The 23,567-nt window shown below is 52.6% G+C and carries 22 protein-coding genes; 10 read left to right on the forward strand and 12 right to left on the reverse strand.

The window, feature by feature from the left end:
* Nucleotides 1-2: 2 nt before the first annotated feature.
* Both hyaB and hyaA read right to left on the reverse strand, forming a co-directional pair.
* Nucleotides 3-1,796 (reverse strand): Ni/Fe-hydrogenase large subunit, encoded by a 1,794-nt coding sequence (hyaB, locus tag J4617_RS02370; protein WP_000070982.1) that lies wholly within the window; start codon nucleotides 1,794-1,796, stop codon nucleotides 3-5.
* Nucleotides 1,793-2,911: a hydrogenase 1 small subunit gene (gene hyaA / locus J4617_RS02375; protein ID WP_001058310.1), complete on the reverse strand. Its 1,119-nt coding sequence runs from the start codon at nucleotides 2,909-2,911 to the stop codon at nucleotides 1,793-1,795. The genes hyaB and hyaA overlap by 4 nt, the downstream gene beginning before the upstream one ends.
* Nucleotides 2,912-3,405: 494 nt before the next feature.
* On the opposite strand from hyaA, the gene J4617_RS02380 reads away from it, so the two are divergent.
* Nucleotides 3,406-4,671: a DUF4427 domain-containing protein gene (locus tag J4617_RS02380; protein ID WP_017465651.1), complete on the forward strand. Its 1,266-nt coding sequence runs from the start codon at nucleotides 3,406-3,408 to the stop codon at nucleotides 4,669-4,671.
* Nucleotides 4,672-4,829: 158 nt separating this feature from the next.
* Here J4617_RS02380 and ychF read toward each other — a convergent pair whose 3' ends face one another.
* Together ychF and pth are read right to left on the reverse strand one after the other, a co-directional pair.
* Nucleotides 4,830-5,921: a redox-regulated ATPase YchF gene (gene ychF, locus J4617_RS02385; RefSeq protein ID WP_000505850.1), complete on the reverse strand. Its 1,092-nt coding sequence runs from the start codon at nucleotides 5,919-5,921 to the stop codon at nucleotides 4,830-4,832.
* Nucleotides 5,922-6,037: 116 nt separating this feature from the next.
* Entirely contained in the window at nucleotides 6,038-6,622 is a 585-nt protein-coding gene (gene pth / locus J4617_RS02390) for an aminoacyl-tRNA hydrolase (protein WP_000985595.1), read from the reverse strand.
* Between the two features lie 275 nt (nucleotides 6,623-6,897).
* Between pth and ychH the strand changes: the two genes are divergently transcribed.
* The gene (gene ychH / locus J4617_RS02395) at nucleotides 6,898-7,176 is read left to right on the forward strand and encodes a stress-induced protein YchH (RefSeq protein WP_000823879.1); all 279 of its coding nucleotides are present in this window, start codon (nucleotides 6,898-6,900) and stop codon (nucleotides 7,174-7,176) included.
* 44 nt (nucleotides 7,177-7,220) lie between these two features.
* Here the strand turns inward: ychH and dauA are convergent, their stop codons facing one another.
* From dauA to lolB, 4 genes are all read right to left on the reverse strand, one after another.
* Nucleotides 7,221-8,906: a C4-dicarboxylic acid transporter DauA gene (gene dauA / locus J4617_RS02400; RefSeq protein ID WP_001037181.1), complete on the reverse strand. Its 1,686-nt coding sequence runs from the start codon at nucleotides 8,904-8,906 to the stop codon at nucleotides 7,221-7,223.
* A gap of 124 nt (nucleotides 8,907-9,030) precedes the next feature.
* Nucleotides 9,031-9,978: a ribose-phosphate diphosphokinase gene (gene prs / locus J4617_RS02405; RefSeq protein WP_001518537.1), complete on the reverse strand. Its 948-nt coding sequence runs from the start codon at nucleotides 9,976-9,978 to the stop codon at nucleotides 9,031-9,033.
* A 265-nt stretch (nucleotides 9,979-10,243) separates the two neighbouring features.
* Nucleotides 10,244-11,095 (reverse strand): 4-(cytidine 5'-diphospho)-2-C-methyl-D-erythritol kinase, encoded by an 852-nt coding sequence (ispE, locus tag J4617_RS02410; RefSeq protein WP_017465652.1) that lies wholly within the window; start codon nucleotides 11,093-11,095, stop codon nucleotides 10,244-10,246.
* The gene (gene lolB / locus J4617_RS02415) at nucleotides 11,092-11,715 is read right to left on the reverse strand and encodes a lipoprotein insertase outer membrane protein LolB (protein ID WP_000174486.1); all 624 of its coding nucleotides are present in this window, start codon (nucleotides 11,713-11,715) and stop codon (nucleotides 11,092-11,094) included. Before lolB ends, ispE begins: the two co-directional genes overlap by 4 nt.
* Before the next feature lie 313 nt (nucleotides 11,716-12,028).
* Here lolB and hemA point away from each other — a divergent pair, with 313 nt between their 5' ends.
* The 6 genes from hemA to kdsA are packed head-to-tail and all read left to right on the forward strand — an operon-like array spanning nucleotide 12,029 to nucleotide 17,332.
* On the forward strand, nucleotides 12,029-13,285 hold the full coding sequence (gene hemA / locus J4617_RS02420) for a glutamyl-tRNA reductase (RefSeq protein WP_000173208.1): 1,257 nt from the start codon (nucleotides 12,029-12,031) through the stop codon (nucleotides 13,283-13,285).
* Between the two features lie 40 nt (nucleotides 13,286-13,325).
* Nucleotides 13,326-14,408: a peptide chain release factor 1 gene (gene prfA / locus J4617_RS02425; RefSeq protein WP_000804703.1), complete on the forward strand. Its 1,083-nt coding sequence runs from the start codon at nucleotides 13,326-13,328 to the stop codon at nucleotides 14,406-14,408.
* Nucleotides 14,408-15,241, forward strand: a complete 834-nt coding sequence (gene prmC, locus J4617_RS02430; protein WP_000347310.1) for a peptide chain release factor N(5)-glutamine methyltransferase — start codon at nucleotides 14,408-14,410, stop codon at nucleotides 15,239-15,241. The genes prfA and prmC overlap by 1 nt, the downstream gene beginning before the upstream one ends.
* A complete protein-coding gene (gene sirB2, locus J4617_RS02435; RefSeq protein ID WP_000150667.1) occupies nucleotides 15,238-15,627 on the forward strand; it encodes an invasion regulator SirB2 in 390 nt (129 codons plus the stop codon). Before prmC ends, sirB2 begins: the two co-directional genes overlap by 4 nt.
* 3 nt (nucleotides 15,628-15,630) lie before the next feature.
* Nucleotides 15,631-16,440 carry an invasion regulator SirB1 gene (gene sirB1, locus J4617_RS02440; RefSeq protein ID WP_001257065.1) on the forward strand — a complete coding sequence of 270 codons (810 nt, stop codon included), beginning with the start codon at nucleotides 15,631-15,633 and terminating at the stop codon, nucleotides 16,438-16,440.
* A 37-nt stretch (nucleotides 16,441-16,477) separates the two neighbouring features.
* The gene (gene kdsA / locus J4617_RS02445) at nucleotides 16,478-17,332 is read left to right on the forward strand and encodes a 3-deoxy-8-phosphooctulonate synthase (protein ID WP_000811046.1); all 855 of its coding nucleotides are present in this window, start codon (nucleotides 16,478-16,480) and stop codon (nucleotides 17,330-17,332) included.
* Nucleotides 17,333-17,385: 53 nt separating this feature from the next.
* Here kdsA and chaA read toward each other — a convergent pair whose 3' ends face one another.
* The gene (gene chaA, locus J4617_RS02450) at nucleotides 17,386-18,486 is read right to left on the reverse strand and encodes a sodium-potassium/proton antiporter ChaA (RefSeq protein ID WP_000148422.1); all 1,101 of its coding nucleotides are present in this window, start codon (nucleotides 18,484-18,486) and stop codon (nucleotides 17,386-17,388) included.
* 266 nt (nucleotides 18,487-18,752) lie between these two features.
* On the opposite strand from chaA, the gene chaB reads away from it, so the two are divergent.
* A complete protein-coding gene (chaB, locus tag J4617_RS02455; RefSeq protein WP_001146392.1) occupies nucleotides 18,753-18,983 on the forward strand; it encodes a putative cation transport regulator ChaB in 231 nt (76 codons plus the stop codon).
* A gap of 79 nt (nucleotides 18,984-19,062) precedes the next feature.
* Here chaB and J4617_RS02460 read toward each other — a convergent pair whose 3' ends face one another.
* Nucleotides 19,063-19,416 (reverse strand): DsrE/DsrF/TusD sulfur relay family protein, encoded by a 354-nt coding sequence (locus J4617_RS02460; protein ID WP_001179794.1) that lies wholly within the window; start codon nucleotides 19,414-19,416, stop codon nucleotides 19,063-19,065.
* Between the two features lie 176 nt (nucleotides 19,417-19,592).
* Here J4617_RS02460 and J4617_RS02465 point away from each other — a divergent pair, with 176 nt between their 5' ends.
* Nucleotides 19,593-21,017: a YchO/YchP family invasin gene (locus J4617_RS02465; RefSeq protein WP_024137251.1), complete on the forward strand. Its 1,425-nt coding sequence runs from the start codon at nucleotides 19,593-19,595 to the stop codon at nucleotides 21,015-21,017.
* Here the strand turns inward: J4617_RS02465 and narL are convergent, their stop codons facing one another.
* Nucleotides 21,018-21,668, reverse strand: coding sequence for a two-component system response regulator NarL (gene narL, locus J4617_RS02470; RefSeq protein WP_001064598.1), 651 nt, complete (start codon nucleotides 21,666-21,668; stop codon nucleotides 21,018-21,020). It abuts the gene before it with no gap.
* Nucleotides 21,661-23,457: a nitrate/nitrite two-component system sensor histidine kinase NarX gene (gene narX, locus J4617_RS02475; protein WP_000476242.1), complete on the reverse strand. Its 1,797-nt coding sequence runs from the start codon at nucleotides 23,455-23,457 to the stop codon at nucleotides 21,661-21,663. The genes narL and narX overlap by 8 nt, the downstream gene beginning before the upstream one ends.
* Nucleotides 23,458-23,567: the final 110 nt, after the last annotated feature.

A 23,567-nucleotide genomic window follows, 5' to 3' on the forward strand; every position in this document is an offset into this window, starting at 1 on the left:
GCTTAGCGTACCTGGACGGCAATCAGTTCGCTGCCGTCGTCGCCGAGCACGTGGGTTGAACAGGCGAGGCAGGGGTCGAAGCTGTGCAGCGTCCTCAGGATTTCTAACGGTTGGTCGGGAATCGCCATTTGCGTTCCCATCAATGCCGCTTCATAGGCGCCGATCTGTTTTTTAGGATCGCGCGGGCTGGCGTTCCAGGTGGTGGGGACCACGCACTGATAGAGTTCAATCTTCTGATCGCGTATTGACGCCCAGTGTCCCAACGCTCCGCGAGGCGCTTCGGTAAAACCGATGCCGCGGCAGTGCTGCGGCCAACTGGCCGGTTCCCATTTCTCGGTATTGGCGGTGGCGAGGTCGCCGTTTTTCAGGTTGGTCATGAGCCTGTCGAAAAAATACTGCAGCTTACCGACGGCCCATTGCGCTTCGTGCGCGCGGCATAAAATACGGCCAAGCGTAGACTGGATACCGGAGAGCGGCAGTTTAAGGGCGGACATCATGCGATCTACCGACTCTATGGTGGCGGCATCCCCTTTGTGGTACGCGATAAGCGTTCGGGCAAGCGGGCCGACTTCCATGGCATGACCCCGCCAGCGCGGCGCTTTAATCCAGGAGTAACGTTCCTGCTCGTTGAGCTGCTGGATATGCGTATCGCTGCCTTTGACATCACCCGGGTTGTACCAGGGATCGGTAATGCCGTCAAAAGGATGACGACCCAGCCGATCGTCCGGATAGCGGTACCAGGCGTGATCCACAAACTCCTGTATCTGCTGCGGATCGGCCAAATCTACCGGCATGACATTTTTAAAATCGCCATTGACCACCGCGCCGCCCGGCATTAACAGGCTTTGCTGGCTGAAGTCGTTGGCAATGTCCGGAAATGCGCCGTAGCTCAGCACGCATTTATCCGACAGACCGGTGCCAATTTGACTCCATGCTTTATTGAACTGGCCGATAGCCAGCGCGTCCGGAACCATCACGTTGTTAATGAAGTCGGCGGTGCGGGTGATGATCGACTGCACCAGGTTGAGGCGCTCCATATTGATAGCCCCGACCGCGCCGCTTTGATCGAGATTGATCGCGCACGGCATCCCGCCAACGATCCAGTTAGGATGGGGGTTCTTACCGCCAAATATGGTATGGATTTTGACGATCTCGCGCTGGAAGTCGAGGGCTTCAAGATAGTGGGCAAAGCCCATCAGATTAGCCTCTGGCGACAGTTTGTACTGTGGATGTCCCCAATAGCCGTTACGGAATATCCCAAGCTGGCCGCCATCGACAAATTTCTTCAATCGATTTTGTACGTCAAAGAAGTAGCCCGGCGATGACATCGGCCAGGCGGAAAGGCTTTGCGCCAACTGCGAGGTGGCGCGCGGATCGGCTTTCAGCGCATTCAGAACATCAATCCAGTCCATACCGGCTAACTGATAAAAATGGACCAGATGATCGTGACACCACAACGTAGCCAGCATGATGTTACGTATAATATTGGCGTTATCCGGCACCTGGATACCAATCGCATCTTCGATAGCGTACACCGATGCCAGAGCATGTACCCCGGTACATACACCACAAATACGTTCAACAAACGCCCAGGCGTCACGCGGGTCACGGCCTTGCAGAATGATCTCCAGCCCGCGGAACATTGTGCCGCAGGAAACGGCATTGGTAATGACGTTTTGCTCATCAATGTTCACTTCGCAGCGCATATGCCCTTCGATGCGGGTAATCGGGTCCACGATCAGACGACGGCCGGCGTCGTTAACGGTATAACCCTGGGTTTGATACTGGTTACTCATGCCTGTTTATCCTCATTGTCCGGCTGTGGTTCGGCTTGCGCTAACTGTTGTTTGTGGCGTTTACGTTGGTTGAGCGCGCTGGCGATAGCGTGACCGCCAACGCCCGCCGCGACCACGCCCAGCGCGGTCAGCCCCACCGTATCGGCGGTTGAATGGGTACCCATCTGGGGAATATCCACCACGCGGCTATAAAACGAGCCGCGATCCCAGAAACCATTTTCTGAACATCCCAGACATCCGTGACCGGACTGGATAGGAAAGGAGACGCCGTCATTCCAGCGAGTGGAGGAGCAGGCGTTATAGGTGGTTGGCCCTTTACAGCCCATCTTGTACAGACAGTATCCCTTGCGGGCGGCATCATCATCCCAGCTCTCGACAAATTCACCGGCGTCAAAATGGGCGCGGCGGTAGCATTTATCGTGGATACGCTGACCATAGAACATCAGTGGACGGCCCATGCGATCGAGTTCCGGCAGACGATCAAACGTCACCATATAGGTGATAATGGCGCTCATGACATCCGGGATTGGCGGACATCCAGGGACTTTCACGATCGGCTTGTCGGTGATCACTTTATCGATAGGCGTTGCCTGGGTTGGATTGGGGCGGGCGGCCTGGACGCAACCCCAGGAGGCGCAGTTTCCCCAGGCGATAATAGCGCTGGCGCCTGCGGCGGCTTTCTTCAGTTTTTCAATAAACGGGCGGCCGCCGCTGATACAGAACATTCCTTGCTCTCCTAACGGCGGATTGCCTTCCACCGCCAGAATGTATTTCCCGGCGTAGCGAGTGGTAATATCGTCAAAGACTTCTTCGGCCTGTGCGCCGGCGGCGGCCATCAGGGTGTCGTCATAATCAAGGGAAATCAGCGAGAGGATCACATCTTTGGCTAGCGGGTGCGAGGAACGGATAAAGGATTCGGTACAGCAGGTGCATTCCAGTCCATGAATCCAGACCACCGGAATTCGCGGTTTATTCTCCAGCGCCCAGGCGATCTTTGGCGTCATTCCGGCGCCCAGTCCCAGCGATGTGGCGGCAAGGCTACAGAATTTGAGAAAGCTGCGTCGGGTCACTCCCTTACGACGCATGGCTTGATAAAAGGTCTCCTCGTTATTCATAACGCGTATTTTTTCTCCTTTTTGCACCACGCTCCGCCAGGGGCATAAGGCGCTTTTGCGGGTCCGTTGACGTTCCGCCAGCAAGGTAAATCATTGTGTTACGCGCGAGCGCGGAAACGAGCCCGATTCACTTTGCACCGGCGTATATCGCCAGAAATAATGTGAAAAAAGCGTATCGGATTAACGATAAGAAACAATGTGAAGTGTGTGGGTATGGCTTATAGCGGTATATTTATACCCATTATCGGTTTTTCGGCGAAAGGGCCGTGGCGGGGAAGGGCGGTTGAGCTTGTTCCAGGATGAGGTTTTTAGCGAGTGACCTCGGGTAGATTTAGCCTGTTCTCGCCATTTCAGGGATGCGTAAGTTGATGCAAAAGGGGGGAGGATTTGATGTCATCGTTAAAAGAAGCATACTTCGCGATGATTTTTATATAAAATAGTGGTGCTGGTTTTAAAGGAATGCAAAAAAGAGACTGTTTGAAAGAGGGCGTCCCATGAAAAATAACATCAGATTTGACTTATCCGATTATTTGATTCATTTTTTTCGGGACGTTAATTTAGAGACCGGTAGCCATATTTATTTGCCTGAGCACTGTGGTTTTAATAATCAGCACCACGCATGTTTCATTGATGCTAAATATTTACTTCGATTATCTTTACGCAGTCATAAAATTTTCTCGTCCTGGTCATACCGAAATGGGCAACGAACCGTATATGGTGACTCCCCGGTGGTATGCTTTACAGATATGCCGATTGCAGCTTATTTAGAGACTGGTGTTCGCCGATTAGAACGAAATGAAAAAATCGGTTTATATGCAATCGTTTTACCTAAAGAGCAAATGTTTAATTATGGGGCAAGGCCAGTCATATATGGGTTGGATGAGCATAACAATGCTCGATGCTCGCAAGGCAGAAACGGGGAACGTATTCTTGATGAAACGGCTCTTCCTTTGATTGAACAATATAGATATGTTACTTATGTTCCAGGTAAGATTGACTGGACACATGAACGTGAATGGCGATGGCCATATCGTGGCGATATTAATAATTTCCTTAATCATATTAAAGAGTATGGTATTCCGGAAAACATTGAAAGTACCCCAGGATTTGATTTTAGATCAAGCGAAATAAGTGGTGCGGGGATAATCGTCCCGTTTGCAGAAGATATCCCTACCGTAGCTCACGATATTTTAACTTTAATTGACCGGGGTGTCATTGGAAGAAATACTTTCAAATTCATTATAGCTGTAGAGAGTTTACAATCATGGACCCAGCTCTCGGAACCGGGTGCGTTACTGTCCTGTATTAATGACAATACTTTCGAATTTGAATCTTTTTTTGATTTATCTGCATCTAAAGTAAAAAATTATGCTGACTCTATCAATGATTATGTAAGTGAATTATATTCAAAAAAAGATTTTTTAAATGATAGTTATGCAATGGAATTTGGAAATGCCTGGGTCTGGATTCATGATAACCAATCCCAGGTGGTACGGGCGTTACTGCAGGCTGGAATGATCAAGGTTAATAAAGAAGGGCGGTACTTATTAGATGTTAATTTGGCTTCTGTCGATTGGCCATTAAGAAGAAAAGAGGCTTTCGCAAGTCATGTTGCGGGATGGCTCAAACATCGTTTTGATATCGAAGCGGGAAGGTATTCCGTTCGGGGAAAAGATGATTATGATGCGATCCCAAGTTATGAGACGCCGCTAAAGGATCAGCATCCTTTTTATAATCATACAGTGAATATCGACTGGTAATTAGGAAAAGAACTTACCCTGTTAGCTCTGCGTTAATTGAGCCTGTCAGTATGAGTTGAGATATTATGAAATAAAAAATCCACGCGGCTGCGTGGATTTTATGACTTTCTTTGCCTCTTATGAGATTCAGCAAAACCTCATGAGACAACAAATGTTATTTAGACGTTGAACAGGAAGTTCATTATATCGCCATCTTTAACGATATAATCTTTGCCTTCTGCTCGCATCTTACCGGCTTCTTTCGCGCCTTGTTCACCTTTATAGGTAATAAAGTCGTCAAAGGCGATAGTTTGAGCGCGGATAAAGCCTTTTTCGAAGTCGGTATGGATTTTACCTGCTGCCTGCGGCGCGGTTGCGCCAACCGGAATGGTCCATGCGCGGACTTCTTTCACCCCGGCGGTGAAGTAGGTCTGGAGGTTCAGCAGGCGATAACCTGCGCGAATAACGCGGTTCAGCCCCGGTTCTTCCAGACCCAGTTCAGCCATAAATTCGTCGCGCTCGTCATCATCCAGCTCAGCAATATCAGCTTCGACGGCGGCACACACCGGAACCACGACCGAACCTTCTTTCGCGGCGATTTCGCGAACCTGGTCCAGATACGGGTTATTTTCAAAACCGTCTTCATTGACGTTAGCGATATACATTGTCGGCTTCAGCGTCAGGAAGCTTAAATAACGGATAGCCGCTTTATCTTCGTCCGTCAGGTCCAGCGAACGCAGCATCCCCGCTTCGGCCAGGTGCGGCAGGCATTTTTCCAGCGCGGCCAGTTCCGCTTTGGCGTCTTTATCGCCGCCTTTGGCTTTCTTCTGTACGCGATGGATCGCGCGCTCGCAGGTATCGAGGTCAGCCAGCGCCAGCTCTGTATTGATAACATCAATATCTTCTGCCGGATTTACTTTACCCGCCACGTGGATGATATTGTCGTTCTCAAAGCAGCGAACCACGTGACCGATAGCTTCGGTTTCACGGATATTGGTCAGGAACTGGTTACCCAACCCTTCGCCTTTGGATGCGCCTTTTACCAGACCGGCGATATCCACGAACTCCATCGTGGTTGGTAGAATGCGTTGCGGTTTAACAATCTCAGCCAACTGGTCCAGACGCGGATCGGGCATCGGCACGACACCGGTATTCGGTTCGATAGTGCAGAACGGAAAGTTTGCCGCTTCAATACCGGCTTTTGTCAGCGCGTTGAACAGGGTGGATTTCCCGACGTTGGGCAGACCGACGATACCGCATTTGAATCCCATGATTTAACTCACCTTAATATCTTAATAATCAACCTGTTATAGAAAACAGATTGCAGAAATGGAAATAACTTCGCCTATTATACACGGCGTGCGGCAAAAATGCCGCACATCACTGGTTATTGCGCCTTAAAGGTATGCAAACGGCTTGTTGCTTTGGCCAGACCCTCTTTGAACCACAATTCCGTACAACGTGCCGCTTCGTCAATGGCCTCATCAATTAATTTTTGTTCAGAAACAGGGGGTTTACCCAGCACGAAACCAACAACTTTATTTTTATCGCCTGGATGACCAATTCCAACGCGTAAGCGGTGAAAGTTGGGATTATTGCCCAGCTTGCTGATGATGTCTTTCAGACCATTGTGGCCGCCGTGGCCGCCGCCAAGTTTAAATTTCGCGACGCCCGGCGGGAGATCCAACTCGTCGTGAGCGACCAGAATTTCGTCCGGCTGAATACGGTAAAAACTGGCCATTGCGCCAACTGCTTTACCACTGAGGTTCATGAACGTGGTGGGTACCAGCAGGCGAACATCTTCCCCTTCCAGCGTGATGCGTGAGGTATAGCCAAAGAATTTAGGCTCTTCACGCAACGGCGCGCGCAGGCGCTCCGCCAGTAAATCGACGTACCATGCGCCTGCATTGTGTCGCGTCGCGGCATATTCCGCGCCGGGATTCGCCAGACCAACAATCAATTTAATTGCCACGTTTTTTGTCCTGAGTAGATCCATAACTGGCGCGTAGTTTACTGTCTGTCTGCCCGCTTGACAAAACACAGCGACACTCTGAAGTAAATTAAATAATTGCCAGCATTGATTATTAAAAATGTAAACTGTTCAGAGTGTTATTTGTAAAGTTTTGTTAAATGAAACTTTACATTTGTGATCACAGCCGCACTTACAAATGGAAGTGTTGTCTATACTTTACACATAAAGTTTAGGGGGATTTCCTAAAAACAACCCAAAAGTTCCGGAGGTGACATATGAAACGCAAAAACGCTTCGTTATTCGGTAACGTGCTGATGGGGTTGGGGCTGGTCGTGATGGTTGTCGGCGTGGGTTACTCTATTTTAAACCAACTGCCGCAGTTTAATTTGCCGCAATTTTTTGCGCATGGCGCAATACTGAGCATTTTTGTCGGTGCAGTTCTTTGGCTGGCGGGGGCTCGTGTAGGGGGGCATGAGCAGGTGAGCGACAAATATTGGTGGGTACGTCACTATGACAAACGTTGCCGCCGTAGCGACAATCGTCGTCATAGCTAACCGGTTCAGGCCCGGTAAGCGTTATCGCCACCGGGCATTGTCCATTAACTGAGTAAATCCGCTAACGCCTCCGTCCTGTTCGGGAAGAAGGTCAGACGCCCAGGAATAGGTTTGATACCGGCACGCGCCATTGTGCGCAGCGGTTGGAATTCCAGGTTACTGATACGCAATTCGCAACCCTCCGGCAGACGCTTCACAAAACGCTGAAAAGCATCAAGCCCGCCTGCATCCAGTACAGGCACTGCGTCCCATTTCAGAACGACGATACGTTTGCCCTTAATACGTGACTCAAGGTCGGTAAACAGCCCTTCCGCCGCGGCGAAAAAGAGCGGCCCGATAACACGCAGCACCAGCACATCATCAGGCACATCGACATTGACCGGCGCAAGTCGAGTCATTCGCGCAATACGGCGCATAAACAGCAGGGAAGCAAGGACAATCCCCACGCTGATGGCGATGACCATATCAAACAGAACCGTTAATGACATGCACAGCAGCATAACGATGATGTCGTCTTTCGGCGCATGGCGTAACAGATCCACCACTTTATGGGCTTCACTCATATTCCATGCCACCATCAGCAGTAGCGCCGCCATCGCGGAAAGCGGCAGCCAGGAGAGTAGCGGGGCCAAGACCAGTAGCGCCAGAATGACCAGGATAGCGTGAATTACCGCCGAGATGGGAGAGGTCGCGCCAGCGCGGACGTTGGCGGCAGAGCGGGCAATCGCGGCGGTGGCGGTGATGCCGCCAAAGAACGGCGCGACCATATTCCCCAGTCCCTGGCCGATAAGTTCGCTGTTAGCTTTATGTTTGGTGCCGGTCATGCCGTCCAGCACGACGGCGCAGAGCAATGATTCGATTGCCCCCAGCATTGCCATCGAGAAGGCCGCTGGCAGCAGCGCGCGCAGTGAATCCCAGCTTAGCGTGAAATCGGAGCCAGGAAGACTCCACGGCAGCATCAGTTGCGGCAGGAGCTGCGGGATGCCGTTGCCCTGAGTGCCGTCAGCCAGAACGTAATGGAACTGTGAGCCGATAGTCGCCACATTGCCGCCCAGCAGATTAACGATCCCCATCACGGCGCAACCGGCCAGCAGCGCGGGAAGATGTCCTGGCAGACGAATACCGAGACGCGGCCAGAAAATCAACGTTCCCAGCGTTACCACGCCAATGGCGGCATCGCCAATATTGACGGTGGGCAACGCCATAAACAGCGCGCCGACTTTCTGCAAATAGTGCTCTGGCACATGGGCCATCTGCAGACCAAGAAAATCTTTAATCTGCATGGTACCGATGGTAATACCAATCCCTGAGGTAAAACCCAACGTGACCGACACCGGGATATATTCAATCAATCGCCCCAGTCTCGCCAGGCCGAAAAGGATCAGGAAGAAGCCCGACATCAGCGTGGCGACCAGTAGGCCCGCCAGACCAAACTGTTGCGATACCGGATACAAAATCACCACAAACGCGGCGGTAGGGCCGGAAACGCTAAAGCGCGAGCCGCCGGTTAGCGCGATCACGATCCCGGCGACAGCGGAGGTATAGAGGCCATACTGCGGCGCAACGCCACTGCCAATTGCCAGCGCCATCGCCAGCGGGATAGCAATAATCCCGACGGTGATCCCGGCTATCACATCACGGGTGAACCGGGAGGCGGTATATTTTTCTTTCCAGCAAGCATCGATGAGAGCGCGGAAAGGCATCACATGTGAGGAAAATAATTTGTTCACAATAATGTTTCATCCATGAGCGCATCATCTGTCAACTAAATGGCAGGTGAAGGAGGCATAAGTCATACAAAAGGGTGTTACAGACAAAAAAACCCGCCGCAGCGGGTTTCAGATCCGGGTTCGATCAATGCTCGAACATGGCGGAAATCGATTCTTCGTTGCTGATACGGCGAATCGCTTCGGCCAGCATACCTGACAGGGTCAAAGTACGCACGTTCGGCAGCGCTTTGATTTCGTCGGTCAGCGGAATGGTGTCGCAGACAACGACTTCATCAATGACGGAGTTGCGCAGGTTGTTTGCCGCATTGCCTGAGAAGATCGGGTGCGTCGCGTAGGCAAACACGCGTTTAGCGCCACGTTCTTTCAATGCTTCTGCTGCTTTGCACAGAGTACCGCCGGTATCGATCATATCATCAACCAGCACGCAGTCACGGCCAGCGACGTCGCCGATGATGTGCATCACCTGAGAAACGTTCGCGCGCGGACGACGTTTATCAATGATAGCCATATCGGTATCGTTCAGCAGCTTAGCGATAGCGCGGGCACGAACCACGCCGCCAATATCCGGAGAAACCACGATCGGGTTATCCAGATTCAGTTGCAGCATATCTTCGAGCAGGATTGGGCTACCAAACACGTTATCAACCGGAACGTCAAAGAAGCCCTGGATCTGTTCAGCATGCAGATCTACGGTGAGAACGCGGTCAACGCCGACGCTGGACAGGAAGTCAGCGACAACTTTTGCGGTAATCGGCACACGGGCGGAACGTACGCGACGGTCCTGACGTGCATAGCCAAAGTAGGGGATAACGGCGGTGATACGACCTGCGGAAGCACGACGCAGGGCATCAACCATAACGACCAATTCCATCAGGTTGTCGTTGGTTGGGGCACAAGTGGACTGGATGATGAAAATATCACCACCGCGTACATTTTCGTTGATTTGTACGCTGACTTCGCCGTCGCTAAAGCGACCTACGGCGGCGTCGCCGAGAGAAGTGTACAGGCGGTTGGCAATACGTTGTGCTAGTTCCGGGGTGGCGTTACCAGCAAAAAGCTTCATATCAGGCACGAGAAGAACCTCAGGCATGCGTCCATTGGTGGAAAGAATCTGCCGAAAACTGTGCGGGCCAGGCAAAATCCTATCCAGGCGGTGTATTAAAGAGCGCGATGCAACGTCTGGAACAAGGTGACGTTGTCACCGAAGCTCAGCTTGCCCGGCTTACTCGTCTTCATTCACGTTTCATGTGCGCTGGTATCGATGCCTCACACCGGTCAAATACGGCATATATGACCGGCGATTCGTCATTTCGCCATCTTCCTGAAACCCGAATGCGTTAGAGTAACTCTCGATGCAATGGGGAGAGGTTGACACCCTTCGCCACAAAAGCATTGAGCCATTCCGGGGCTTGCTCAAGCACCTGGCGAGCACAAGACTCTGTATCGAATTCAGCAAAGACACAGGCCCCTGTCCCAGTCAGGCGCGACGGCGCGTATTCTAACAGCCAGGAAAGCGCCGCATCAACCTCGCGAAAACGTTTTCTTGCGATAACCTCGCAATCATTGCTGAATTCACATTTTAGTAACGTATCTATTGACCTTTTTGGCGAATTACGCGGCAATTGAGGATCTTTAAAGATAACCGGCGTCGGAATGCTTACGCCAGGGTGCGCGACCAGATACCATTTTTCCGGCGGATTCACCGGCGTTAATATTTCGCCTACGCCTTCGGCAAACGCGGCATGGCCACGAACAAAGACCGGAACGTCGGCGCCGAGCGTCAGGCCGAGCGTCGCCAGTTCATCAATGGAAAGCCCGCATTGCCAAAGATGATTGAGCGCCACCAGAACGGTTGCGGCGTTAGACGAGCCGCCGCCCAGACCGCCGCCCATGGGAAGGCGCTTCTCAATGCTGATATCCGCGCCGCTTCCGGCGGGCAGGCGTCCACTCTCCGAGGCGGCTTTCATCAACAGCCGCGCGGCGCGGACGATCAGGTTGTCTTCATTTTCAACGCCGGTTACCGGCGTTAATAAATGGATTTCGCCATCGTGACGCGGTTCGATGTGGAGTGTGTCGCCATAATCCAGAAACTGAAACAGCGTCTGCAGCGTGTGGTAGCCGTCTGCACGCTGTCCGGTGATATATAAAAACAGATTTAATTTTGCCGGAGAAGGCCAATGGGTCATCATTTCACAATCCAGTTATCCATTTTCAGCTTAATGCGCTGACTGCCGTCTGAAAGCTCCATATTGGCAGGCATGGCAGGCTGCGTTTTGCTGTCATAGCCACCGTAAACCACTTTCCAGTTTTTACCATCCTGGCGGTAGTTCACTTCGCTCAGGCGGTACTGGTCGTCCAGTTTGTAGTCGGTGGCATCGCCAGGCAGACCGAGGATCCACTGCCGCAGGCTGTTTAACGGAATCGGCATCCCGGTGAGTTTGCCGATCATCTCTTCGGCGTTATCGGCGGTATAACGCTGGCCTTTGTTATCCACCAACTGGACGTTGCCCGGCTGGGCGTTAAGCTCCAGCTCGGTGCTGCCCAGCGGGTTGGTAAGCAGCAGGCGGTAGCGATCCTGTCCGGTCTGTTGCCAGAAGAAGCGCGCATAGACTTTCTGATCATCTGAGATGTAAGCAAAGGCGCCGCGCGTCTGGTATTGATTCAGATGACGCACCTCTTGCTGATGCTGGCGCCACTGAGGGGAATCCGGGCTCTTGCCCGGGCCTTTATGCCCAGGAAGCGTACAGGCGGTGAGAACCAGGCTTGCTAACGGCAGTAGACGAATCAGGCGAAAATCGGGCAGGGTCATAGTGATGACGAATCCTTGTGATACGGTGCAATAATTGCCTGATGGCGTTACGCTTATCAGGCCTGAAAACTGAACCTGCAGGCTGTAAAAACGTTCGCGCCGCGATTCGGCAAATTTTTGCTATCGGTTACAGTTATAGCCTTTAATGCTAGCGCCGCCTGGTGACATCGTCTACTTTCAAGTTGTCTTAAATCATCAAATTAGCGAGCGCTGCCAATTACTCCAAAAGGGGGCTCTCTCTTTTATTGACCACGCGCATCCTGTATGATGCAAGCAGACTAACCATATCAACGCTGGTACTACTCCCGCAGACATGACCCTTTTAGCGCTCGGTATTAACCATAAAACGGCACCTGTATCGCTGCGAGAACGCGTAACGTTTTCGCCGGACACGCTTGATCAGGCGCTGGACAGCCTGCTTGCGCAGCCAATGGTGCAGGGCGGGGTCGTGCTGTCAACCTGTAACCGTACAGAGCTGTATCTGAGCGTGGAAGAGCAGGATAACCTGCAAGAAGCGCTGATCCGCTGGTTATGCGATTACCATAACCTGAACGAGGACGATCTGCGCAACAGTCTGTACTGGCATCAGGATAATGACGCCGTCAGCCACCTGATGCGCGTCGCCAGCGGTCTGGATTCACTGGTGCTGGGCGAACCGCAAATCCTCGGTCAGGTGAAAAAAGCGTTTGCGGATTCGCAAAAAGGCCACCTTAACGCCAGCGCGCTGGAGCGAATGTTTCAGAAGTCTTTTTCCGTCGCTAAGCGAGTGCGGACTGAAACCGATATCGGCGCCAGCGCCGTCTCCGTCGCGTTTGCCGCCTGTACGCTCGCCCGCCAAATCTTTGAATCGCTGTCGACGGTCACCGTACTGTTAGTTGGCGCGGGCGAAACCATTGAACTGGTGGCGCGTCACCTGCGCGAGCATAAAGTACAAAAGATGATTATCGCCAACCGAACCCGCGAGCGCGCGCAAGCCCTGGCGGATGAGGTAGGTGCTGAGGTTATCTCGCTCAGCGATATCGACGCCCGTTTGCAGGATGCCGATATTATTATCAGTTCGACCGCCAGCCCGCTGCCGATTATCGGTAAAGGCATGGTGGAGCGCGCATTAAAAAGCCGTCGCAACCAGCCGATGCTGCTGGTGGATATTGCCGTACCGCGCGACGTTGAACCGGAAGTCGGCAAACTGGCGAACGCTTATCTTTATAGCGTCGATGATTTACAGAGCATCATTTCGCATAATCTGGCGCAGCGTCAGGCTGCGGCAGTAGAAGCGGAAACGATTGTTGAGCAGGAAGCCAGCGAGTTTATGGCCTGGCTACGCGCCCAGGGGGCCAGCGAGACCATTCGGGAATACCGTAGTCAGTCGGAGCAGATTCGTGACGAACTGACTACCAAAGCGCTGTCGGCCCTTCAACAGGGCGGTGATGCGCAAGCCATCTTGCAGGATCTGGCATGGAAACTGACCAACCGCCTGATTCATGCGCCAACGAAATCACTTCAACAGGCTGCCCGTGACGGGGATGACGAACGCCTGAATATTCTGCGCGACAGCCTCGGGCTGGAGTAGCAGCACACACCACACTTTTTTACAGGGTGAATTTACGCCTATGAAGCCTTCTATCGTTGCCAAACTGGAAGCCCTGCACGAACGCCATGAGGAAGTTCAGGCGTTGCTGGGCGATGCGGGAATTATCGCCGACCAGGACCGCTTTCGCGCATTGTCGCGCGAATATGCGCAATTAAGCGACGTTTCTCGCTGTTTTACGGACTGGCAACAGGTTCAGGACGATATCGAGACGGCTCAGATGATGCTCGACGATCCTGAAATGCGAGAAATGGCGCAGGAAGAACTGCGCGAAGCGAAAGAAAAAAGCGAACAACTGGAGCAACAGTTACAGGTACTGCTGCTGCCGAAAGATCCGGACGATGAACGAAACGCGTTCCTTGAGGTTCGCGCCGGCACCGGCGGCGACGAAGCCGCGCTGTTTGCCGGCGATCTGTTCCGCATGTACAGCCGTTATGCCGAAGCGCGCCGCTGGCGCGTGGAGATCATGAGCATGAGCGAAGGCGAGCATGGCGGTTATAAAGAGATCATCGCCAAAATCAGCGGCGACGGCGTGTATGGCCGACTGAAATTTGAGTCCGGCGGACACCGCGTACAGCGTGTTCCGGCGACCGAGTCGCAGGGGCGTATCCATACCTCCGCCTGTACCGTCGCCGTGATGCCGGAGCTGCCGGAAGCCGAGCTGCCGGATATTAACCCGGCGGATCTGCGCATTGATACGTTTCGTTCTTCCGGCGCGGGCGGTCAGCACGTTAACACCACCGACTCCGCTATCCGAATTACCCACTTGCCGACCGGCATCGTGGTGGAATGCCAGGACGAGCGTTCGCAGCATAAAAACAAAGCGAAAGCGCTCTCGGTGCTCGGGGCGCGCATTCACGCCGCCGAAACGGCAAAACGCCAGCAGGCCGAGGCGTCAACGCGACGCAATCTGCTTGGCAGCGGCGATCGCAGCGATCGTAACCGGACCTATAATTTCCCGCAGGGGCGCGTGACCGATCATCGTATTAATCTGACGTTATATCGCCTTGATGAAACGATGGAAGGTAAGCTGGATATGCTGATTGAGCCGATTGTTCAGGAACACCAGGCTGACCTGTTAGCCGCCTTATCCGAGCAGGAATAATGGATTTTCAGCACTGGCTGCATGAGGCGGTAAACCAGCTCCGGGACAGCGACAGCCCCCGGCGCGACGCCGAGATCCTGCTAGAGTACGTTACGGGCAAGGGGCGGACGTATATCATGGCCTTTGGCGAAACGCCGCTTACCGACGTCCAGCAACAACAGCTCGCGGACCTGCTGCAGCGGCGTAAACAGGGCGAACCTATTGCGTACCTGACGGGCTTACGCGAATTCTGGTCGCTGCCGCTCTTCGTTTCTCCCGCCACGCTAATCCCGCGCCCGGATACCGAATGTCTGGTGGAACAGGCGTTGGCGCGATTGCCGGTAAAAACCTGTCGTATTCTGGATTTAGGCACCGGAACCGGCGCGATTGCGCTGGCGCTGGCCTGCGAGCGACCGGATTGCGAGGTGACTGCGGTCGATCGTATGCCTGATGCGGTTGCGCTGGCGATACGCAACGCGGAACATTTGGCTATCCGGAATGTGCGTATACTGCAAAGTTGTTGGTTCAGCGCGCTATCGGGGCAGCAGTTCGACATGATTGTCAGCAATCCGCCCTACATTGACGCGCAGGACCCGCACCTTAGCGAAGGCGATGTACGCTTTGAACCGCGCTCGGCGTTGGTGGCGGACGAAAACGGTATGGCGGATCTTACGCATATTATCGATAACGCCCGCCAGATGTTAACGCCCGGCGGCTTCCTGCTGCTGGAACACGGTTGGCAGCAGGGCGAAGCGGTAAGAGCGGTTTTCAGGCGGTCTGGTTACTCGGATGTAGAAACGTGTCGTGATTATGGTGGTAATGAACGCGTGACCTGCGGACGTTTTACGCCATGACAATTGCAATGTTGCTCACGCTTCATCTTATCTGTGTTGCGCTCTCCGTCAGTTTGTTTGTCGCTCGTTACTGGTGGCGCTATTGCGGCCATGCGTTGGCCGCCGCGCGCTGGACACGAATCGTGCCTCCCGTCATAGATACCCTGTTACTGCTTAGCGGTATTGGGTTAATCGTTAAAACGCACATCCTGCCATTCACGGAGTCGGGCTCATGGCTGACTGAAAAACTGTTTGGCGTTATCATCTACATCGTTTTGGGTTTTATTGCGCTTGATTATCGTCAGGCGCGCAGCCAGCAGGCGCGTTTTATCGCTTTCCCGCTGGCGCTGGTGGTGCTGTACATCATCATTAAACTCGCCACCACAAAAATACCGTTACTGGGGTAAGTCATGAGGTCGTTAGCTGATTTCGAATTTAACAATGCGCCGCTGTGTGATGGCATGATCCTGGCATCAGAGATGATTCGCCTGGATTTTCCCACGCAGTTTGTCTACGACGAACTGGAACGTCTGGTCAGTCTGGCGCAGGAAGAAATTAGCCAGCTCCTGTCTCAGGATGAGCAACTGGAAAAATTGCTGGCACTTTTTTACGGCGAGTGGGGGTTCACGGACTCCCGCGGCGTCTACCGTCTTTCTGATGCTTTATGGCTCGATAAAGTCCTGAAAAAACGCCAGGGTAGCGCGGTATCGTTGGGCGCTATTTTATTATGGATAGCAAACCGTCTTGATTTGCCGTTGGTGCCCGTTATCTTCCCAACGCAGTTGATTTTGCGTATTGAATCGCTGGAAGGGGAAATGTGGCTGATTAACCCGTTCAACGGTGAAACGCTTGATGAACATACTCTGGAAGTCTGGTTAAAAGGCAATATTAGTCCGGTCGCCGAGTTGTTTAACGAAGATTTGGACGAAGCGGATAACGCCGAAGTGATTCGTAAGCTACTGGATACGCTGAAATCCTCGCTGATGGAGGAACGGCAAATGGAGCTGGCGCTACGCGTTAGCGAAGCATTGTTGCAATTTAACCCGGAAGATCCTTACGAAATCCGTGACCGCGGGTTGATCTACGCGCAGCTTGAGTGTGAACACGTTGCGCTGACTGATTTAAGCTACTTCGTTGAACAGTGTCCGGAAGACCCGATCAGCGAAATGATTCGTGCGCAGATCAACACCATTGCGCACAAGCAAATTGTTCTACATTAATTAACCGACATTTTACCTATAAGTGTAAGGCGATCCTATGAAACAAAAAGTGGTTAACATTGGCGACATTAAGGTGGCAAATGACCTGCCGTTTGTGCTGTTTGGCGGTATGAACGTGCTGGAGTCACGCGATCTGGCAATGCGCATTTGTGAGCACTACGTAACCGTTACCCAGAAGCTGGGTATTCCTTACGTGTTCAAGGCCTCTTTTGATAAAGCCAACCGTTCCTCTATTCACTCTTACCGTGGGCCGGGTCTGGAAGAAGGGATGAAAATCTTCCAGGAACTCAAGCAGACATTTGGCGTAAAAGTGATCACTGACGTCCATGAAGCCAGCCAGGCGCAGCCTGTGGCTGATGTGGTTGACGTGATTCAGCTCCCGGCGTTTCTGGCGCGCCAGACCGACCTGGTGGAAGCGATGGCGAAAACCGGCGCTGTGATTAACGTGAAAAAGCCGCAGTTCGTAAGCCCGGGTCAGATGGGCAATATCGTGGATAAGTTCCATGAGGGCGGTAACGATAAGGTGATTTTGTGCGACCGCGGCGCGAACTTCGGCTATGACAACCTGGTGGTGGATATGCTGGGCTTTAGCGTGATGAAAAAGGTCTCCGGCAACTCGCCGGTGATTTTCGACGTTACCCATGCGCTGCAATGCCGCGACCCATTTGGCGCCGCCTCGGGCGGTCGTCGTGGTCAGGTGACCGAGCTGGCGCGCGCCGGTATGGCTGTCGGTCTGGCGGGCCTGTTCCTGGAGTCGCATCCGGACCCGGCTAACGCGAAGTGCGACGGTCCTTCCGCGCTGCCGCTGGCGAAACTGGAGCAGTTCCTGACCCAGATAAAAGCGATTGATGATTTGGTGAAAAGCTTCGACGAGCTGGATACCGAGAACTGATTGCGGTTTTTAGCTTGTGTAGGCCGGATAAGATACTATCCGGCTTTTTTATATCAGGCAAAAATCGTCATCAGATAGGCGGCAAATAAAGCCAGATGCGCCGCGCCGTTTAGCACATTGGTGCGTCCGGTAGAGAACGAAATATGGCACAGCACTAACGAGGCCACCATCACTACCATTTCCGGCGCGCCTAAACCAAACACCAGATCATTACCTGTTGCCCAGGCGATGAGCGTGACGACCGGCACGGTTAATGAAATCGTCGCCAACACCGATCCGAAGAACAGATTCATTGCCCGCTGAACCTGATTATTCAGTACCGCCTTCAGCGCGCCCAGTCCTTCCGGCGAGAGAATTAACAGCGCGACCAGGAAACCGGTAAAGGCGACCGGGGCGTTCATGCTGGTCAGCAACGCCTCCAGCGGGCTGGCATTCATTTTGGTAACGGCAATGACCGCAATTAAATGAATGAGTAACCAGACCGTATGCCAGCCGCTACTGTGCGCGGAGGGTTTACCGTGGTGTGGATTGTCATCATCGCCTTCATCTTCATGTTCATAGATAAATAAGCTCTGGTGCGTTTTGGTTTGAATCAACAAAAATACGCCGTACATCGCGGCGGAAATTAACGCGACCAATAATGCCTGACTGGTAGAGAAATTGGCTTGCGGCAATGCCATTGGAAAAACCAGCACAATAATCGCCAGCGGAAACAGTGCGATAAGATACTGCTTAATCCCAAATAAATTCATATATTGCGTTGCGAATTTACGCCCGCCCAACAACAACGAGAAACCGACCAGTCCCCCGGTGACAATCATAATAATAGAGTAGAGCGTATCGCGCATAAGCGTTGGCGCAGCATCGCCGGTAGCCATCAGCGCGGAAATTAAACTCACCTCAAGAATAACGACGGACAGGCTTAAAATAAGCGATCCGTAGGGTTCGCCGAGTCGGTGCGCTAATACATCCGCATGACGGACCACGCTAAATGCGCTGCTTAAAATACCAATAAGTGCAAGGATATTGATGCCAATAACCACTGGTAGTGACTGGCTGCTTCCCCAAAGGAACAGCACTACCAGCGCAAGAACCGGGAAAATAAGCGAAGTCTCCTTATGGCGGGTTTTCACCGCCTCACAGGCATGTGTCATGTGGGTCTCCCTTGTGCAGGTGTTAATATTTTGGAAAGAGTAAAGAAGGTAAAAATAGCAGAAATTTGTATTTTTTTAGTGGTTTTTTACGTAGTTTTACGGCGTAGACGATTTTTTTCTTTCAAGGTCAGTAAAACAAGTATCTTGTTTTAACAGTGTTTAAATAACAAAAAGTTAATTTCCGTAAAAAGCAAAAATCCTCCTCGACTGGCGTAATAACGCATTGTTTACCACACTTAATGTTTTCCCTGAAGACGGAGGCGCTGATGCCGTATAAAGCCAAAAGTGATTTACCCGATAATGTGCGGAATGTTCTTCCAGCCCATGCCCAGGACATTTACAAAGAAGCGTTTAATAGCGCCTGGGAGCAATATAAAGATAAAGCCGATCGTCGTGATGACGCCAGTCGCGAGGAAACCGCACACAAAGTCGCCTGGGCGGCGGTTAAAAACGATTATGAAAAAGGCGAGGATGATAAATGGCATAAGAAAAAATAAACGCGGTATTACTCACGTGTTGGCCTGATTTTCTTGCCGGTAGTCTATCCTGACGCGGGAGCTTTTCCCGCGTACAGATTCAAAATGTCAGCACTTTGTCCGCTGCCAGCGTCCATTGCGCCAGCTCGACCAGCGTTCCGATTTCCACACCGTCAATCAGCGGCAGGGGAGTGATACCACGTCCGTCCGCACAGGTTTTGCATAATTTTACCGGTACGTTTTGCGCGGTCAGAATTTCCAGCATTTGCTGAATATTGTAGCCTTCGGCTGGTTTTTGACCGCGTAACCCTGCGGTTACGGCATCTGACATCAAAAACAGGCGTAAATCGAGATGGCTTTCCTGCTCGCGCAGCGCAATGGCCAGACGCAGGCTATTAAATAATGATTCGCTGCCGTAGGCGGCGCCGTTAGCGATAATGACGATATTTTGCATGGATAACCCTTCTCCTTGAGAAATTTTGTCGGCAATGGCGTTATGTTACCTCGGGAACCGGGTACCGCCAAATGCGTGGAGAAAATCCTGGGACGCTCTGCGGAAAAAATAAGGATATTCCTGGAAGCACGAGAAAAGGCTGCAAAACCTGTCCGGACACGTTATGGTTTACTCTGATGCCATTCCTCTTATCTTTTGTTGTAGAAGTTGCCGACACGTTGAGCCGTATTGTTTTTCGTTCATTCTCACTCTCGCTTCTCTTGCTGACTGCCAGCGGTACGATCCGTGCGCAGGCGCAAGACCCTTTCACGCAAAACCGTCTGCCGGATTTAGGCATGATGCCGGAATCCCACGAAGGGGAAAAGCATTTTGCCGAGATGGCCAAAGCGTTTGGCGAAGCCAGCATGAAAAATAACGATCTGGATACCGGTGAACAGGCGCGGCAATTTGCTTTCGGACAGGTACGCGATGTGGTCAGCGAGCAGGTTAACCAGCAGCTTGAAAGCTGGCTATCAGCCTGGGGCAGCGCCAGCGTGGATATTAACGTCGATAACGAAGGTCATTTTAACGGCAGTCGCGGAAGCTGGTTTATCCCTTTACAGGATAAACAGCGCTATCTGACCTGGAGCCAGCTTGGTCTTACGCAACAGACTGATGGACTGGTAAGCAACATTGGCGTAGGACAGCGCTGGGCGCAGGATGGCTGGCTTCTTGGCTATAATACCTTTTACGATAATCTGCTGGATGAAAATCTGCAGCGCGCCGGCTTTGGCGCGGAGGCGTGGGGAGAATATTTGCGTTTATCCGCCAACTATTACCAGCCTTTTGCCGACTGGCAGACGCATACGGCGACCTTAGAACAGCGAATGGCGCGCGGATATGATATCAACGCGCAAATGCGGCTGCCGTTTTACCAGCATATCAATACCAGCGTTAGTCTGGAGCAGTACTTTGGCGATAGCGTGGATCTGTTTGACTCCGGAACGGGGTATCACAATCCTGTCGCGTTAAAACTGGGTCTCAACTATACGCCAGTACCTTTGCTTACCATGACCGCCCAGCACAAACAGGGCGAGAGCGGGGTCAGTCAGAATAACCTGGGGCTGACGCTTAACTACCGCTTCGGCGTGCCGCTCAAAAAGCAGCTTGCCGCCAGTGAAGTGGCGCAAAGCCAGTCATTACGCGGTAGCCGCTATGATACGCCGCAACGTAACTCGCTGCCGACAATGGAGTATCGGCAGCGTAAAACGTTAACGGTTTTTCTGGCGACGCCGCCCTGGGATCTTACGCCTGGTGAGACGGTTGCGTTAAAATTGCAGGTGCGCAGCGTGCACGGTATTCGTCATTTGAGCTGGCAGGGCGATACACAGGCATTAAGTTTGACGGCAGGAACGGACACCCGCAGTACCGAGGGCTGGACAATCATTATGCCGGCCTGGGATCACCGCGAAGGCGCGGCAAATCGCTGGCGTTTATCGGTGGTGGTTGAGGATGAAAAAGGTCAGCGTGTCTCTTCCAATGAGATCACGCTCGCGCTGACTGAACCGTTTATCACGATGCCGGACGATAATCCGCATTGGCAACCGTTCCAGGAGCAATAATTAAAAGATGCGTTCCTGATGCACCCAGACGGCGGCCTCCACGCGCGATTTCAGCTTCATTTTCTTGAGCATATGTTTCACGTGCACTTTGACCGTACTTTCGGTGATATCCAGACGCCGGGCAATCATCTTATTTGGCAATCCCTGCGCGATGAGCTTCAGAATATCGCGCTCACGCGGGGTGAGTTGCGTTACATCGCGATCGGTGGTAGCGCGGTTAGCCCGCAGGCTGGCCGCCAGTACCGGCGTTAACGCTTCACTTAATACCATTTCTCCGGCGGCGGCCTGTTGTAACGCTTTGAGCAAGTCCTCCGGCTCCATGTCTTTCAACAGATAACCGTCCGCGCCGCGCTTTAGCGCCGTGACGACATCTTCTTCATGGTTGGATACGCTGAAAACGACAATACGTCCTGACAGCGCTTTTTCGCGTAATTTATCCAGCGTTTCGAGACCATTCATTCCCGGCATATTCAAATCAAGGAGGATCAGATCGGGATCGAGCGATTCCGCCAGGTCAATACCCTGCTCACCGTTGCTGGCTTCTCCGACCACGCTGATATCGGGCGCCATACTCACAAGCTGCTTTACACCCGTGCGTAGCATCGGATGGTCGTCGATTAACAGGATGGTTGCCGGTTCCTGATTATTCATGGGTATCTCCCTGGGTTTCTGTGAAGTTTGTTTCTGGAATAAAAGTAACAGTGACCTCTGTTCCGCCAGTCTCGCGTCGGCGTACCTGGCAATCGCCGCGCAAACTTTGCGCCCGATCGCGCATGATAATCATGCCGTAGTGATTACTGCGTTCGGCGTTTTCCGGGACGCCGCAGCCATTATCCTGCACTTTTAGTTTGACCTGTTTGCCACATTGCGTCACTGTCACCACCACATCGTCGGCATGAGAGTGTTTAAGGGCGTTGCTGAGGGCTTCCCTGGCAATTTGCAACAGGTGTATCGCCTGGTGTGAAGGCACCAGGCGGGGGGGAAGCTGATAATCCAGTTTTACCGTAAAGCCAAACCGGGCGCTGAACTCCTGGCAGCTTGCCTCCAGCGCCGGACGTAGCCCGGGCTCCGTCAACTGTAACCGGAAAGTGGTTAACAGTTCGCGCAGTTGCGCCCAGGAGCAGTTCAGCTCATTGCGAATTTGGCTGAGTAACTCACGGCTGCTTTCCGGTAACACGTCGCCCTGCATTTGCAGGCAGCTCACCTGCATCTTCATACAAGAGAGCGACTGGGCAATAGAATCATGCAGTTCGCGGGCAATGGTGGCACGCTCTTCCATGACAATCAACTGCTGCTGGCGCTCCTGATGCCTGTCGAGCGCCAGAGTCGCGGTAAGCTGTTCAACCAGCGTGTCCACCAACTGTTGCTGATCGTGGCTGAGATGGTGTCCATAGGGCAGCGTCGCCAGCAAAATACCGTATTGGGTGTGAGAGTCGGTGAGCCGCCATTTTAAGGTGGTGCCGCCGTTAATCATCGGCAGGGCGCTACGTGGGCAAAGGTGGCAGCCTTTATCATCGCAACTGATGTCCGACTGACAGGTAAATTCCTGGTGATTATCTTCATCTTCCAGGTCATAGACCCGCAGCTCAATATCATGCAACTGGGTTAAATTTTGCAGGCCATTCAGTACCGGTGAAAGACGTTCACATAGCGGAGCCTGTGAATGCAGTCGGCGGTTGGCTTGCCACAAAAACGAGAGAATCTGGTTTTTATGTTCCAGACCGGCTGTTTTTTCCTGTACGCGCTGTTCCAGTACCGCATAACTTTCGGCCAGTTCTTCAGACATATTATTGAGCGCAGAACCCAACGCGGCCATCTCATTGCGTCCACTGATATTGGCACGTTGGGTAAAGTCGCGCTGACTGACGGCGCGCGCCATTGATAATAACTGTTTCCAGGGCTGCAAAAGGCGAACACGTAGCCAGATAATCGTAAATACCAGCAATAGCGCCATAAAGATCGCCATTACCCGGTGAACTAATACCACGCGTTCGATACGCAATTCAGTCGTATGGTCGAACGACGTCACCAGGCGATCCAGGCCCGCCACAAAGCGCGTGACATCTTCTGCGACCGCGTGCGCGTTTTGCGCGTGCTGTAGCCCTGGCGAGAGTTCGTTATGCCAGTAATCCTGTAACGCTTTAAGCTGCTTTTGCTGCCCGTCTCGCTCAGCGGCGCGGGTCAGTTCCGGGCTGAATGCCGTTTGCTCCATCTCATCCAGCAGCTTTTGATCTTTAGCATCCAGCGGGACAGCTGCCAGTAGTCGATAGCTTTGCATACGCAATGAGCCCGCTTTATTAATCGCATGAGCGCTACCCTGTACGCCCTGAACCAGCCAGCCGGAAACCGCCATCCCCGCCACGCCGATAGCGGTAGAGAGCATGACAATCAGCGCCAGTTGGTTAACCAGCGTAAGAGGAGAGAAACACCGTTTAAACATGTTACCTTCTTTCTTCGGGGTAATGTCGCCGAAAAAACGTAGCAAAAAAGAGGGGCGTCAATCGGCTGTGCCGCTATTCTCAACGATACAGCGGAGTATACCCATACCTA

Origin of the sequence: Salmonella sp. 32010601201800023SM, assembly GCF_017572235.1 — a bacterium.
GTDB lineage: Bacteria > Pseudomonadota > Gammaproteobacteria > Enterobacterales > Enterobacteriaceae > Salmonella > Salmonella enterica.